The sequence below is a fragment of the Alcanivorax sp. DSM 26293 genome (assembly GCF_900107995.1).
Taxonomy (GTDB): domain Bacteria; phylum Pseudomonadota; class Gammaproteobacteria; order Pseudomonadales; family Alcanivoracaceae; genus Alcanivorax.
The window spans coordinates 240,729-255,732 of sequence record NZ_FNUM01000001.1 but is presented as its reverse complement, the minus strand read 5'-3'; the positions used below and the strand labels follow the sequence as shown (position 1 = coordinate 255,732).

The window sequence follows — 15,004 nt, the reverse complement described above, 5'->3', positions numbered from 1 at the left end:
CCGATGCGACCACAGCCATGTATCCGCGTTTCGCGAAAGATCCGGGGGATCGGTGTCAGACGAAGAGTTGGTCAAGAAAGCCAAAACCGGCGATCAGCGTGCCTTTGAAGTGCTGGTACGCAAATATCAGCAGCGTATTTTCGCCCTGATCAGCCGTTACGTGCGTGACTCGGATGAAGTGCAGGACGTGGCCCAGGAAGCCTTTCTCAAAGCCTGGCGTGCGTTGCCCCGTTTCCGGGGTGACAGTGCCTTTTACACCTGGCTTTATCGTATTGCCGTGAATACCGCCAAGAACCATTTGGTGGCCGCTGGTCGGCGTCCGCCGGGTTCCGACCTGGATGCGGCCGAGGCCGAGCAATATGCCGGAGCAGAAATGCTGCACGAGATTGGAACCCCGGAGTCCCTCGTGTTGTCACAGGAGTTAGAGGCAGTTATCCATGAAGCCATTGATGAGCTGCCCCATGAACTGAAAACTGCCGTTACCCTGCGGGAATTCGAGGGCCTCAGCTATGAGGACATTGCGGCGGTAATGGAGTGTCCGGTGGGTACGGTTCGTTCCCGTATCTTCCGGGCTCGGGAAGCAATTGATAATGCTGTGCGCCCACTGCTGGGCTCCCAGCGTGGCGACAAAGGGTGAGTGTATGAACAGGGACCTGGAAACACTGTCCGCTTTCCTTGACGGGGAAACCAGCGAGCTGGAAACCCGTCGGGTCATGCGTGATATCGACAATGCGGATCTGGATGCATTGTCCCGCTGGCAGCTGGCCCGGGATGTGATGCATAAGCAGTCCACCATGAGTGTGCCGGCGGGCTTCAATGCCAGCCTGTCTGCGGCGCTGGCGGCTGAGCAGGCGCCGTCCCGTCGTCCGGCCTGGTTGGGCAGTGTGAGCCGGCTGGCTGTTGCCGCCTCTGTGGCTGCTGCCACGGTGGTGGGCTGGCAGAGCTGGGATGCGACCCAGTCTTCCGGTGCTGCGCCGGTGATGGCGTCGGCCCAGGACAGCCGCATGAGCCGCCCGTTTGCCGAGGCGTCGCTGGTATCCCGGTCTTTCACCGCCAACAATGCGGTGGTCACGCCGGCGGCCCAGGTTCAGCCCCGCGGTAACGATATGCTCCTGCGGCACAGTGAGTTTGCTGCCCGCAACAGCGGTCAGGGGATGATGCCTTTTGCCCGTCTGGTGAGTATGGATGCCCGCAGTGGAGCCCGCTAACGGATGATGCTGCGCGCACTCGCCCTTTCCCTGTCTCTTTGTTCGCCTCTGGTTGCGCTGGCGGAAGCATCGCCGGCGCACGACCAGCTCCAGGCCATGGCCGAGGCCAATCGCTCCCTCAATTATACCGGCCGTTTCCTCTATCAGTTCGGTGCGGAAATCAGCACCATGGAAGTCAGCCACGCGCTGATCGATGGCCGCCAGTACCAGCGTCTGACCCATCTGGATGGTCGCCTGGTGGAGGTAATCCGACGTGGTTACGAGGTGCTCTGTCTGCACCCGGACCGCAGTCTTACCCGTCTGAGCAGCAAACAGATGGGCCCCCTGGCCCTGGGCGACCGCCTGGCCAGTGATTTGCCGGAACAATACAACATCCTCATTGATGGCGATGGCCGGGTAGCCGGACGCACGACAACGCGTATGCGTGTGGCTCCCCTGGATACCCACCGTTATGGTTATCGCCTGTGGCTGGATCAGGAATCCCGACTGCTGCTGAAATCCGAAGTGGTGGATGGCAGCGGTGTGGCTCTGGAGCGGGTGGAGTTTGTCACCCTCAACCTGTCGCCGCAGCTGGGCCTGGACCACTTCGCAGTCCCGGAAGCCCGCCATGAAAAAGCCCTGGCGCCGGTGCCGGATTCCCATCCCTCCCTCACATTGACGGTGACCCCGGAGTGGTTGCCCGCCGGTTTCCGTGCCATGGAGCAGGACTGGCGACAGGCGACCACAGACCGTGCGCCGGTGGCTGCCCGGGGCTTCAGCGATGGTCTGGCCGCCTTCACGGTGTTCGTGGAAGCCATTGGCGAGAACAGCGTGGAAGAAGGCGTCAGCCGGGTCGGGCCCACGGTGGCCGTCAGCCGCCGGCTGGCCGCCCCCAGCGGTGTCTATCTGGTGACTCTGGTGGGTGAAGTGCCGCAGAGTACGGCGCTGCGCGTCATCGAGGGCATCAGCGTCAGGGAAAATCAGCCGTAATGCTGCTTGAGCAAGGCACAGTAGTGGCGGTGGAAGCTGACGCTATCTGGGTGGAGACCGTGCGTGCCTCCACCTGCGGTGCTTGCAAGGCCAAGGCCGGATGCGGCCACCATCTTGTGAATCAACAGCAGAGTGGGCAGCGTGCCCATCTGCGCGTTCCTGTTTCTTCTCGTGAGAGTCACCAGGTTGGCGATACCGTGCAACTGGCACTGCCGGAAGGGGCCCTCATGCGTGGCGCCCTGTGGGTCTATGGCCTGCCTCTGGCACTGTTGGTGGCCGGAGCCGTGCTGGGGACCCTGCTGCCAGTGACGGCCTTTGACGCCTCGGCCCTGTTTGGCATGGGCGGTCTGGTGCTGGGGTTTGTGATCAACCGTGTACTGAGTCGACGGGCCAGTCATAATCGGGCCTATCAGCCGTATCTGGTGGCATCCGGGGACGACGGTTGCCAGGCGGTGGTCGTACAGCCTGCAAAATAAAAGGAGAGCCCAATGAGCGGATTTCAGCGAGTGGCAACACTGTGTCTGGTGATTTTCACCGGTCTGCTGGTGGCCTGCACCGAGCCGGAGAGCCAGGCGCCCCGGGAGCGGGCTGAACCCCTGGTGACCGGACTGCCGGATTTTACCCGCCTGGTGGAAAAAGAGGGCCCGGCGGTGGTGAACATCAGCACCATCACCCGCCAGGATGAAGACTCGGTCCGTGACCAGCTGGAGCAGCTGCCGGAATTCTTTCGTCGTTTTTTTGAGCAGTTTGGCGGTGAAGACGGCGTGCCCTCAATGCCGCAGGAACGGGAGGCCCGTTCGCTGGGTTCCGGGTTCATCATCTCCGCGGATGGCTATGTATTGACCAACAATCATGTGGTGGCCGAGGCGGACGAAATCATTGTGCGCCTGCAGGACCGTCGCGAACTGAAAGCGGAACTGATCGGTGCCGACGAGCAGAGTGACCTGGCTCTGCTGAAACTGGATGGCGAAGACCTGCCGGTGGCCAACATCGGCTCCTCCGAGGATCTCAAGGTGGGTGAATGGGTGCTGGCCATCGGGGCACCTTTCGGTTTCGACAGTAGCGTCACCGCCGGAATTGTCAGTGCCAAGGGCCGCAGCCTGCCCAACGACAGCTATGTGCCCTTTATCCAGACAGATGTGGCCATCAACCCGGGCAACAGCGGTGGCCCGCTGTTCAACCTGAGCGGGGAAGTGGTGGGCATCAATTCCCAGATCTTCAGCCGTTCCGGTGGCTACATGGGCGTGAGCTTTGCCATTCCCATCGATATGGCCATGGACGTGGTCAGCCAGATCAAGGAGCACGGCAAGGTCAGCCGCGGCTGGCTGGGTGTGCTGATTCAGGAAGTGGATCGGGACCTGGCCGAGTCCTTCGGGCTGGATCAGCCGAAAGGGGCGCTGGTCTCCCAGGTGCTGGAGGGCTCTCCCGCCGAGGCGGCCGGTGTACAGGCCGGCGATATCATCGTCTCTTTCAATGGCGAAGCGATCTATCGGTCCTCCGAATTGCCCCGCTGGGTGGGCCGAGTTACCCCGGAAACGGAAGCGTCCATGGTGGTGATTCGTGATGGCAAGGAAAAGGAACTGGAGGTGACCATCGGCCTGTTGCCAGACGACCCGGAGATGGCCCTGCGTGGTAGTGGCGGCCAGGCCGCACCAGACGGCGCCAATGCCCTGGGGCTGAAAGTCCGCGCTGCCAGTGCCACGGAACTGAGCCGCCTGGATCTGAAAGCCGGGGTGATCGTCACCGAAGTGGGTGATGGCCCGGCAGCGAAGGCCGGTATTGCCAGCGGCGACATTCTGGTCACCCTGAACAACAAGCCCGTGAATGACCCGGAGTCCTTCAGTGAGGTGGTGGCGGGGCTGCCCGATAGCGGCACAGTCGCCGCCCTGATCAACCGGGACGGCAACCCCCGCTTCCTGCCCATCAAGCTGCCCTGAGGGGCGGTTTGGGATGGAGCGGGGGGCTTGCTGGCGCTGAATCCGTCGCGAGTCACGAGGAGCGAGTAACGAACAGCAGAACCGGCCGTGTGCCTTTCGCTTCTCGTGACTCGCGCCTCGCAACTCAAGCCTGACAGCATCCCGGGGCGCCTGGAACTTGTCTCTGCCACCCGTCTGGACCAACGCCCGTGCAACCCCCTCCCGTTCAGGCTAGAATCGCGCCCCACTGCGTGCCGTTTTCCCGGCAACACCCTTTTGTGCAACAGGCCCTATGACTGACATCAAGAATATTCGTAACTTTTCCATCATCGCCCATATCGACCATGGCAAATCCACCCTGGCGGACCGTTTTATCCAGGTCTGCGGTGGCCTGACCCAGCGCGAGCTGAAGGAGCAGGTGCTGGACTCCATGGAGCTGGAACGGGAGCGGGGGATCACCATCAAGGCCCAGAGCGTGACGCTCTACTACAAGGCCCGGGATGGGGAAACCTACCAGCTGAATTTCATTGATACTCCGGGGCATGTGGATTTCTCCTACGAGGTCTCCCGCTCCCTGTCGGCCTGTGAAGGGGCCCTGCTGGTCGTGGATGCGGCGCAGGGCGTGGAAGCCCAGTCCGTGGCCAACTGCTATACCGCCATCGAACAGGATCTGGAAGTGCTGCCGGTCTTGAACAAGATCGATCTGCCCCAGGCCGAGCCGGAGATGGTGATCAACGAGATCGAAGAGATCATCGGTCTGGATGCCCATGATGCCTGCCGGGTGTCCGCCAAGACCGGCGTTGGTGTGGATGATCTGCTGGAACAGCTGGTGGAGCGTATTCCGGCCCCGGAAGGGGAGCGTGATGGCGATATGCAGGCACTGATCATCGACTCCTGGTTCGATAACTACCTGGGCGTGATTTCCCTGGTACGGATGAAGCATGGCCGCCTGAAGAAGGGCGACAAGATTCTGGTGAAATCCACCGGCCAGACCCACGTGGTGGACCAGCTGGGCATCTTCACCCCGAAACGCACCGAGACCAAGCACCTGGAAGCCGGGGAAGTGGGCTGGGTGAGTGGCAGCATCAAGGACATTCATGGGGCGCCGGTGGGCGATACCCTGACCCTGGCCAAGACCCCGGATGTGCCGGCACTGCCGGGCTTCAAGAAAGTGAAACCGCAGGTGTATGCGGGCATGTTCCCGGTGAGTGCGGATGATTACGAAGATTTCCGCGATGCCCTGGCCAAGCTGACCCTGAATGACGCCTCGTTGTTCTACGAGCCGGAAACCTCCGATGCCCTGGGCTTCGGCTTCCGGGTGGGCTTCCTGGGCATGCTGCACATGGAAATCATCCAGGAGCGCCTGGAGCGTGAGTATGATCTGGACCTGATCACTACCGCGCCCACCGTGGTCTATGAAATTGTCCTGTCCGATGAAAGCGTGCTGTACGTGGACAACCCCTCAAAGCTGCCGGAAGGCAACAAAATCGAGGAATTCCGCGAGCCCATCGCCCGGGTGAATATCCTGGTGCCCCAGGAGTTTGTGGGGAATGTGATCACCCTGTGTGTGGAGCGCCGGGGCTCGCAGATCAACATGCAGTACCTGGGTAAGCAGGTAGCGCTGACCTACGACATTCCCATGGCGGAAGTGGTGCTGGATTTCTTCGATCGCATCAAGTCCGTGAGCCGGGGCTTTGCCTCCATGGATTATGCCTTCGAGCGCTTCGAAGCCACCAAGCTGGTGCGGGTGGATGTCCTGATCAATGGTGACAAGGTGGACGCCCTGGCCATGATTTGTCATCTGGACCAGTCCGCCTACCGGGGCCGCGCCCTGTGCGAAAAGATGAAGGAACTGGTGCCGCGCCAGATGTTCGATGTGGCCATCCAGGCCGCCATCGGCAGCAAGATCATTGCCCGTCAGACCGTCAAGGCATTGCGCAAGAATGTGACCGCCAAGTGTTATGGCGGTGACGTATCACGCAAGAAAAAACTGTTGCAGAAACAGAAAGAAGGCAAGAAGCGCATGAAGCAGGTGGGCAATGTGGAAATTCCCCAGGAAGCGTTCCTTGCGGTACTCAAGGTGGATGATTGATGGATATTGATATCGGTTTTTGGCTGTCCCTTGCGCTGCTGGTCACCGTTGCGATCTGGGTTATCGACAAGGTCTTCAAGCTCAAGCAGAAGGGCGGGCGCGTGGAAGGCGCCGTGGAGACCTCCAATTCCCTTATCTCCGTTTTCTTTGTGGTACTGGTCATTCGCTCCTTCATTGTCGAGCCGTTTACCATCCCCTCCGGTTCCATGCTGCCCACCCTGCAGGTACACGACTTCATCCTGGTGAATAAATTCGCCTATGGCCTGCGGTTGCCGGTGACCAATACCAAAATTGTCGAGACCGGTGAGCCCCGGCGAGGCGATGTCCTGGTGTTCAAGTTTCCGGAAAACCGCAGCCAGAACTTTATCAAGCGGGTGGTCGGGTTGCCCGGCGATACCGTTCAGGTGAAAGACAATGTGGTCACAGTGAACGGCGAGCCGATTCAGCGCGAGTTGGTGCGCGAGTGGGAAGGCTCCGGGGCCTGGCGGCGTGAGTATGTGGAACAGCTGGGGGACAGCCGTCACCTCATCTGGCAAGAAGGCAAGATCAACCCCTTTACCGGCCGCAAACTGCCGCAAAGCCGCACCCAGGGCGAATGGCAGGTGCCGGAAGACGCCTACTTTGTGATGGGCGACAACCGGGATAACAGTAACGACAGCCGATTCTGGGGTATAGTCCCGGAAGAGCTGGTGGTCGGCGAAGCGTTCCTGATCTGGATGCATTGGGAACCGATCTTCTCCATACCCAGTTTTTCCCGTAATGGCGCCATAGACAAGGTGGAGGCGAATTAATAATGATGACAATGCCATCACAGCAACGCGGAATTTCGTTAATCGGTTGGGCGGTGATCCTGCTTGTGGCCGTGGTCTTCGGTACCGCAGCCCTGCGAATGGTGCCCGCGTACATGGAGCACAACACGATTTCATCGTCGATCAAGTCGTTGATGCAGGACAGCAAGACTGCGCTGATGTCCCCCCGTGAAGTGCAGGATGCCCTGAACAAGCGCTTTACCATCAACCAGGTCAACGTGATCACCGCCAACGACCTGGCGATCAGCAAGGAAGGCGGCATTCTCAAAATCAGTACTGATTATGAGGTTCGCGAGCCCATGTTCTACAACGTCAGCATCGTGATGACCTTTCAGGACGAGTTCAGCAAAGACGTTCGCCAGTGAATAATGATCTTGATCGTTTGATGGCCCGGTTGGGCTATCGGTTCAATGATATTGAACTCCTGGCGCTGGCACTGACTCACCGCAGTGTCAGTCGCCATCGCAACTACGAGCGCCTGGAATTCCTCGGCGATGCCCAGCTCGGGCAGATTATTTCCGTCGCGCTTTTCGAGCGCTTCCCGGACGCGGCGGAAGGGCAGCTCACCCGGATGCGAGCGTCGCTGGTGCGCGGCCAGACTCTGGCGCTTGTGGCCCGTGAGCTGGGGCTGGGGGACTACCTGGTGCTGGGCGGAGGGGAGCTGAAGAGCGGCGGATTTCGTCGCGATTCCATTCTGGCAGATGCCCTGGAAGCGATTATCGGCGCTATCCTGCTGGATGGTGGCGAATCGCCGTGCCGCAAGGTGGTGCTGGACTGGTTCGATGAGCGGCTACGCATCATTACTCCGCAGAGTGCCCAGAAAGACGCCAAAACCCGCTTGCAGGAATGGCTGCAGGCCCGCAAATTCGAATTGCCTACCTATCAGGTCACCCAGGTGGAAGGGCTTGCCCCCAAGCAGACCTTTGAAGTGACCTGTGAGCTGGAACAGATGCAACAAACTTTCAAGGCTCAGGGAGCCAGCCGTCGCAAGGCTGAGCAGCAGGTGGCGGCCAATGTCCTGAGCTGGCTGGAGCAGCAGTATGACTGACGTAAAACCGACCCGCTGTGGCATGGTGTCCATCGTTGGCCGGCCCAATGTGGGCAAGTCCACCCTGATGAATCACCTGATCGGGCAAAAGGTCAGCATTACTTCGCGTAAGCCGCAAACCACCCGGCACCGCATCCACGGTATTCATACCCGGGATCACTACCAGATCATTTTTGCCGACACCCCCGGTATCCATACCGGCCAGGACCGGGCTCTCAACCGGGCCATGAACGACGCTGCGGTTTCCACGCTCAGCGGGGTGGATGTGGTCTGCATGATGGTGGACGGCCTCAAGTGGACTCCGGCGGACGAGCATGTGCTGTCACTGTTGCCACAGCACCCGGAAATGCCGGTGCTGCTGATCATCAACAAGGTAGACAGCCTGGACGACAAGGCCCAGCTGCTGCCACATATCGAGACTCTCAGCGAGCGTTATCCCTTTGATGCGGTCGTGCCGGTATCTGCGCTGCGAGAGCAGAACTTGGAAGCGCTGGAAACAGCGCTGGTAGAGCGTTTGCCGGAAGGCGAATTCTGGTACGACGAAGATCAGCTCACCGACCGCAGTCTGCGTTTTATGGCGGCAGAAATCATTCGGGAGAAAGTGGTGCGCCAGCTGGGCCAGGAGCTTCCCCACCAGGTCAGCGTGGAAGTGGAAATGTGGGAAGACGGCCCCCGTATCACCGAAATCTCCGCTGCCATCCTGGTGGAGCGCCGTGGCCAGAAAAAGATTCTTATTGGCGACGGCGGTGATCGCATCAAGCAGATTGGCACCCAGGCCCGGGAAGATATCGAGCGTCTTATCGAGCGCAAGGTAATGCTGAACCTGTGGGTGAAGATCAAGGCCGGCTGGTCCGATGATGCCCGGGCCCTGCGTTCCCTTGGCTATGACGAGAGGAGTTGAAAGTTTAAAGTTCAAAGTTGAAGCGCGCGGACAAGCCTGTTGCGTATCATGAAGACGGTTCTCCGCGCTTCTATGCCGGGTGAGTCGCGGGCATGGCCTGGCTGTGACTGCCGGGCTATTCCGTGCTTTTAAACTTTAAACTTTGAACTTTCAACAGCCCCCATGATCCCCGACAACAACACCCTGCAACCCGCCTGGCTGTTGCACCGCCGGCCCTTCCGCAATACCAGCCTGATCGTGGAGTTGTTTGTGCCCGCATTGGGTCGCGTGGGAGCAGTGGTGCGGGGCGGGCGCAAGGATCCGTTGCTGGCACCCTTTACCCCCCTGTGGATTGAACTGAAAAGCGCAGGCGAGCTATACAATTTTCGCGGTTGTGAACCCCGAGGGCAGCGCCTGGCCTTGCAGGGAAAGCCCCTTTACTGCGGGTTTTACCTGAACGAACTGCTCATCCGGTTACTGCATCGAGACGACCCTCATCCGGAACTCTGGCCGCTTTACGAGCAGGCCCTCAATGCGCTCATGGAGGGACAGTGTCTGGATGTGGCCCTGCGTCAGTTCGAGCTGGGCCTGCTGGAGGAAATGGGCTACGGCATCGCCCTGGGGTACGATATTCACGGCGAGGCTGTGCGTCCTGACGGATACTATCTGCTGGACCCGCAGCAGGGGCTGTTGCCCGCTGGTGAGGGGTACCATGGCAATGATTTACTGGCCATCGTCAATGGCGACTGGCAGCCGGCAGCCCGCAAAACCGCTCTCCACCTGTGCCGGGCATTGCTGGCCCCGCACCTGGGAGACAAACCCCTGAAAAGCCGTGAGCTGTTTCGGGAGAAATGAATCCGTTGTAGGAGCCATGCTTGCAGGGTAAAGATCAGAAGCGAGTTACGAGGAGCGAGTTGCGAAGGGCAAAAGAGGGTTTATGCCTTTCGCTTCTCGTGACTCGTTCCTCGCGACTGTAATTTCCGCCATGCGAGCATGGCTCCTACGGTAACCGACGAAATGAAGGCAAAGCACCATGTCCAGAGTATTGCTCGGCGTTAACATCGACCACATCGCCACTCTCCGCCAGGCCCGGGGCACCCGTTACCCGGAACCGGTTCAGGCTGCCCTGGTGGCGGAGCAGGCCGGGGCGGATGGGATTACCGTGCATTTGCGCGAAGACCGTCGCCACATCAATGACCGGGATGTGGAGCTACTGGCACAGACGCTGCAAACCCGCATGAACCTGGAAATGGCGGCCACCGAGGAAATGGTTGGGATAGCCTGCCGCATCCGGCCGGCCCATTGCTGTCTGGTGCCGGAAAAACGGGAAGAGCTGACCACAGAAGGCGGGCTCGACGTGGCGGGTAACCAGGCATGGGTCGCCCAGTGCTGCCAGCGGTTGGCCGAAGCGGGTATCGATGTCTCCCTGTTTATCGACGCGGACCCGGCGCAGATCCGTGCCGCTCGCGAATGCGGGGCGCCCACCATCGAAATCCACACCGGCCACTATGCCGATGCCACGGACCCGGCCAGCGAACAGCAGGAACTGGCAAAAATCCGCGAGGGCGTGGCCTATGCCCTGGAGCAGGGCCTGGTGGTCAACGCCGGCCACGGCCTGCACTATCACAACACCTTGCCCATTGCGGCGATCCCCGGCATCAACGAACTGAACATCGGCCACAGCATCATTGCCCGCGCGGTGATCTCCGGCCTGGACGAAGCCGTTCGCAGTATGCGAGCGCTGATGGACCAGGTGACAGGGGCTGGCGTCTAGCTACAAGCCACACTGATAGGATTAAGAAGGGTCGAAAAGTTTCCCTGATACTGGAATGTCTACGAAGCCGCTGTAGGAGTTCCCTTCCAGGGGACGAACCGTGCGAAGCACGGAATTGACCGCAGGGCGATCAGGAATCTCAGGGCTCGACAGGTCATCCAGGTAACACCGGGTTCGTACCACCCCAACCCTATTCGCCATGCGAGCATGGCTCCAACGGGTGAGGGGGTACTGGTGGCCCCAATCGCGCTGCGAGCGCCGCTCCTACAAACGCGGGCAACGCACCTCGAGCCTGCACGGTCGAGCCCGCGTCGCGACGCGAAACTAGGAGCTAGCAGCCTCCTCGCCCTGATCCTGCCACAACTGTTCCAGCGCACAGATCTCATCGCACAGGGCGGACACCATCGACGCCAATGCCTCCCGTTCGGTACCGGTTTTCAGGGCTTCTTCCAGAGTCTTGGCAGCATGCTCCAGGCGGGGGGTACCGCAATAGCGGGTTGCCCCGTGGAGTTTGTGGACACGCTCCAGCAAGGCGTCCTGATCCGCACTGTCAAAAGCGGACGAAATGGCAGGCCGGTCTTCCGCCAGACTGTCCAGCAGCATCTTCAGCATTTCATCGGCCAGCGCTTGTCGGCCGCCGGCCCGTCGGCGGGCCAGGTCCGCATCGAACACCCTGTCGCTGACCGGCTCGCTTTCCTCTCCCGGCTCAGCAAGGGGGCCGCCAGGTTGGTCCATCACCCACTGTTCCAGGGTATGGCGAAGCTGCCCTTCGGTAATCGGTTTGCTCAGGTAATCATCCAGGCCGCTGTCGAGCAGATCCCGGCGTTCGCTTTCCAGGGCATGGGCGGTCAGGGCAACAATCGGCGTATGGCAGCCGGGGGCTTCCAGTTCGCGCATTCTGGCGGCCGTGGTCTTGCCATCCATGCCGGGCATCTGGATATCCATGAACACCATATCGAATGTCTGATCACGGAACGCATCCAGTGCCTGTTGGCCACTGTCGCAAGCGGTAACCGTAGCGCCCAGCTCTTCCAGAAATACCCGGGCCAGTTTCAGGTTACCCGGGTGGTCGTCCACCACCATCACTGATACCGGGTAGGCCAGCGGATCTTCCCTGACCGCATCCAGTTCTTTGCCCTCCAATTCACCGCTCAGGGCCATCAGGGCGTTGAATAAGCGCTGACGTGTGGCGGGCTTGCCTTGCACCTGACAGTGGGGGTAATGCTCAAGCCAGCGGCAGACGCTTTCCGGGTTGTTGCTCAGGGCGAGCAGGGGTTGACCCAGGGCCGCCAGATTATCCAGCACCGGCTGCATGGCCTGCTTTTCCGGGTGGGCGGGCAGGCCGACGATCAGGAAATCGCTGCTGATCAACTCCCCCCGGTCCAGCGCGGCCATCAAGGCGTCCAGACTATGGTATTCGTTGATACGCATTTGCCAGTGGCTGAGCATGTGATACAGGCCCAGGCGGCCATACTCGTCGGTTTCCACCAGGGTCACGGTGCGGCCCCGGAAGTGTTCCAGATGGGCAGAAGGGCGTTGTTTGGGATCCCGCTCGGCACGCAGCGTGAACCAGAAAGTCGAGCCCTGGCCTTCGCTGCTGTCGATACCGATTTCGCCGCCCATGCCTTCCACCAGACGTTTGCTGATGGCCAGTCCCAGGCCAGTGCCACCTTCCTGGCGGCGGGCGCTCTGGTCGGCCTGGGTAAAGGCTCTGAACAGATTCTTCTGGGCTTCCGGGCTCAGGCCGTTACCGGTGTCCGTCACCGTCAGCTTGATGATGGCCTCCGCGCCACGGTCTTCCTCCAGCATGGCGCGCACCACCACCGAGCCCTGTTCGGTGAACTTGATGGCATTGCTGAGCAGATTGGTCAGTACCTGGCGAATGCGCAGCGGATCCCCGAGCAGATTCACCGGCACATCCGAATAGATGATGGCCGCCTGCTCCAGGCCCCGTTCCTGGGCCATGGGTGCCAGCAGGGTCTGCACGTCCTCAATCAGGTCGTGCAGGTTCAACGGGGTGTGCTCCAGGGACAGCTTGCCCGCCTCGATCTTGGAGAAATCGAGAATGTCATTGATGATCGCCAGCAGTGAATCGGCACTCTTGTGGATTGTGCCGAGATAGTCCTGCTGCCGGGCGCTCAGGGCCGATTTCTCCAGTAACTTGGTGAAACCGATAATGCCATTGAGCGGCGTGCGGATTTCATGGCTCATGTTGGCCAGAAATTCCGATTTGATCTGGCTGGCTTTGAGTGCTTCCTTGCGGGCCATATCCAGCTCGATATTCTGGATCTCGATGGTTTCCAGGGTTTCGCGCAGATCCTGAGTGGCCTGGTCCACGTTCTGTTGCAGCTCGGTCTGGGCATCCGCCAGCGCCGACACCATCTGGCGCAGGGCCGTTTCCAGCTCTGCCAGCTCGCCTTTTGCCTGGGTATGAATGGCCATGCTCAGGTCGCCATCGCGAATCCGCTGCACCGCGTCCACCATTTCCCCGATCGGGCTGGTCAGCTGCCGGGAAAAACGCAGTGCCGGCACCAGGGTCAGCAACATCAGCGCCACCATCACCATAATCAGGGTAATCAGCCCCTCCAGCGTCGACACATATTGTCCCTGGCGGGTGAACTCTACGGTCAGTCTGGCTGGCTCTCCCGGGTTGATATCCCGGGTCAGTTGCCAACTGGTGTCGGTCACCCGTCGCTGGCCGGCATCGTCCTGATTGATAGCGGTCACCGGCCGCAGTCTTGGCCCGGCATGCAGGGCAGGGCGATCATCCTCGAATTCCAGCGTGGCGGCGCGCACGTCCGTGGCTTCCAGTAACTGGCGAAGCAGCTGTTGCTGGCGGGCGGTATCGGAGGCGGGGGTGCTCTCCAGGCGGGCGGCAAAGCTGTCGGTCACCAGCTGTTGGCGCTGGGCATTGGTATCGCGCACGTCCACCAGCCGGCTCACCAGGGAATAACCGCCCACCACCAGTGCCGCCATCAGAGCGGGCAGAATGGTCATGAACATCAGGCGTGAGCGAAGGCTTTGGTTGACCATGAATCCCCGTCGTTGCTGTTGTTTTCGCCCATTATGCCCGAGATGCCGGTCACTGCCACGAACCCGGCCATTTTGCCGAACCCTGTTTCACCGCTGAGGCCACAGAGGACACGGAGAAAACGCCTGTTGTTGTTGGACTCATCGGTATCAGAGCCGCTTTTTCGCTGGCATCAGTCGTGTATGGCTATGGAATAGAGTGTCGAGGTACGAGTTACGGGGAGCGAAAGGCATAAAACCGGTTTTGCTTTTCGTAACTCGCTCCTCGTACCTCGCTCCTGTAGTGATCACCTTTGGGGAGTCTCCCCCGTGCCAGCTTTTAGGTACAATGCGCGCCATGAACCATAAAACCATCGAACAGACCGTGGGCAATACGCCCCTGGTTCGCCTGCAGCGGATGCCGGGCGACACCACCAATACCATTCTGGTGAAGCTGGAAGGCAACAATCCGGCAGGCTCGGTGAAAGATCGCCCGGCCCTGAATATGATCATGAAGGCCGAGGCTCGCGGAGAGATCAAGCCCGGCGATACCCTGATCGAAGCCACCAGTGGTAACACCGGCATTGCCCTGGCCATGGCCGCTGCCATGCGCGGCTACCGCATGAAACTGATCATGCCCGCCAACCAGAGCCAGGAACGCCGCGACGCCATGGCTGCCTACGGCGCCGAGCTGATTTCCGTGAGCAAGGAAGAAGGCATGGAAGGCGCCCGAGATCTGGCCCAGGCCATGCAGGCCCGGGGTGAGGGCAGGGTGCTGGACCAGTTCGCCAACCCGGACAATCCCATGGCCCATTACGAAAGCACCGGCCCGGAAATCTGGCGCGATACCCAGGGTGGCGTTACCCATTTTGTCAGTTCCATGGGCACCACCGGCACCATCATGGGCTGCAGCATGTTCCTGAAGGAACAGAACCCGGCGATCCAGATCATCGGTCTGCAACCCACCGAAGGCTCTTCCATTCCCGGCATCCGTCGCTGGCCGAAGGAGTACCTGCCGTCCATCTACGATGATTCCCGGGTGGACCGGGTCATCGACATGGATCAGGCCCTGGCCGAGCACACCATGCGCCGGCTGGCCCGGGAAGAGGGTATCAGCTGTGGTGTCTCCTCCGGCGGTGCCGTGGCCGGGGCCTTGCGCCTGAGCGAAGAACTGGAGAACGCCGTCATCGTGGCCATCATCTGCGACCGTGGCGACCGTTACCTGTCCACCGGGGTGTTCCAGCAACAAGCCTGACGCTGGATGCCCGCCACCTAAAGCGGGCCCTTGCCATTTTGGAG

Annotated in this window: 14 protein-coding genes; 13 read left to right on the top strand and 1 reads right to left on the bottom strand. The window is 60.6% G+C overall.

Going from position 1 to position 15,004, the window contains the following annotated elements; translation table 11 throughout:
- The first annotated feature begins 52 nt into the window (after window positions 1-52).
- The 12 genes from rpoE to pdxJ all read left to right on the top strand — a co-directional run bounded on the left by rpoE (window position 53) and on the right by pdxJ (window position 10,696).
- Window positions 53-637 carry an RNA polymerase sigma factor RpoE gene (gene rpoE, locus C4S63_RS01080; RefSeq protein ID WP_062816396.1) on the top strand — a complete coding sequence of 195 codons (585 nt, stop codon included), beginning with the start codon at window positions 53-55 and terminating at the stop codon, window positions 635-637.
- Between the two features lie 4 nt (window positions 638-641).
- Window positions 642-1,208 (top strand): sigma-E factor negative regulatory protein, encoded by a 567-nt coding sequence (locus C4S63_RS01075; RefSeq protein ID WP_063508147.1) that lies wholly within the window; start codon window positions 642-644, stop codon window positions 1,206-1,208.
- Window positions 1,209-1,211: 3 nt separating this feature from the next.
- Window positions 1,212-2,177, top strand: a complete 966-nt coding sequence (locus tag C4S63_RS01070) for a MucB/RseB C-terminal domain-containing protein (RefSeq protein WP_103916445.1) — start codon at window positions 1,212-1,214, stop codon at window positions 2,175-2,177.
- Window positions 2,177-2,653: a SoxR reducing system RseC family protein gene (locus C4S63_RS01065; RefSeq protein ID WP_103916444.1), complete on the top strand. Its 477-nt coding sequence runs from the start codon at window positions 2,177-2,179 to the stop codon at window positions 2,651-2,653. Before C4S63_RS01070 ends, C4S63_RS01065 begins: the two co-directional genes overlap by 1 nt.
- Window positions 2,654-2,665: 12 nt before the next feature.
- Window positions 2,666-4,114 (top strand): DegQ family serine endoprotease, encoded by a 1,449-nt coding sequence (locus tag C4S63_RS01060; protein ID WP_103916443.1) that lies wholly within the window; start codon window positions 2,666-2,668, stop codon window positions 4,112-4,114.
- A 271-nt stretch (window positions 4,115-4,385) separates the two neighbouring features.
- The gene (gene lepA / locus C4S63_RS01055) at window positions 4,386-6,185 is read left to right on the top strand and encodes a translation elongation factor 4 (RefSeq protein WP_062816400.1); all 1,800 of its coding nucleotides are present in this window, start codon (window positions 4,386-4,388) and stop codon (window positions 6,183-6,185) included.
- Complete coding sequence (lepB, locus tag C4S63_RS01050) at window positions 6,185-6,976, top strand: signal peptidase I (protein WP_103916442.1); 792 nt, start codon at window positions 6,185-6,187, stop codon at window positions 6,974-6,976. The genes lepA and lepB overlap by 1 nt, the downstream gene beginning before the upstream one ends.
- Window positions 6,977-6,978: 2 nt before the next feature.
- A complete protein-coding gene (locus C4S63_RS01045; protein WP_231874197.1) occupies window positions 6,979-7,359 on the top strand; it encodes a DUF4845 domain-containing protein in 381 nt (126 codons plus the stop codon).
- A complete protein-coding gene (rnc, locus tag C4S63_RS01040) occupies window positions 7,356-8,042 on the top strand; it encodes a ribonuclease III (protein WP_063508150.1) in 687 nt (228 codons plus the stop codon). The genes C4S63_RS01045 and rnc overlap by 4 nt, the downstream gene beginning before the upstream one ends.
- A complete protein-coding gene (era, locus tag C4S63_RS01035) occupies window positions 8,035-8,943 on the top strand; it encodes a GTPase Era (protein WP_103916441.1) in 909 nt (302 codons plus the stop codon). Before rnc ends, era begins: the two co-directional genes overlap by 8 nt.
- 162 nt (window positions 8,944-9,105) lie before the next feature.
- A complete protein-coding gene (gene recO / locus C4S63_RS01030; RefSeq protein ID WP_103916440.1) occupies window positions 9,106-9,777 on the top strand; it encodes a DNA repair protein RecO in 672 nt (223 codons plus the stop codon).
- 178 nt (window positions 9,778-9,955) lie between these two features.
- Window positions 9,956-10,696, top strand: a complete 741-nt coding sequence (gene pdxJ, locus C4S63_RS01025; protein WP_103916439.1) for a pyridoxine 5'-phosphate synthase — start codon at window positions 9,956-9,958, stop codon at window positions 10,694-10,696.
- A 324-nt stretch (window positions 10,697-11,020) separates the two neighbouring features.
- Here pdxJ and C4S63_RS01020 read toward each other — a convergent pair whose 3' ends face one another.
- Window positions 11,021-13,729, bottom strand: coding sequence for an ATP-binding protein (locus tag C4S63_RS01020; protein ID WP_103916438.1), 2,709 nt, complete (start codon window positions 13,727-13,729; stop codon window positions 11,021-11,023).
- A 334-nt stretch (window positions 13,730-14,063) separates the two neighbouring features.
- On the opposite strand from C4S63_RS01020, the gene cysM reads away from it, so the two are divergent.
- On the top strand, window positions 14,064-14,960 hold the full coding sequence (cysM, locus tag C4S63_RS01015; protein ID WP_103916714.1) for a cysteine synthase CysM: 897 nt from the start codon (window positions 14,064-14,066) through the stop codon (window positions 14,958-14,960).
- The last annotated feature ends 44 nt before the right edge of the window (window positions 14,961-15,004 follow it).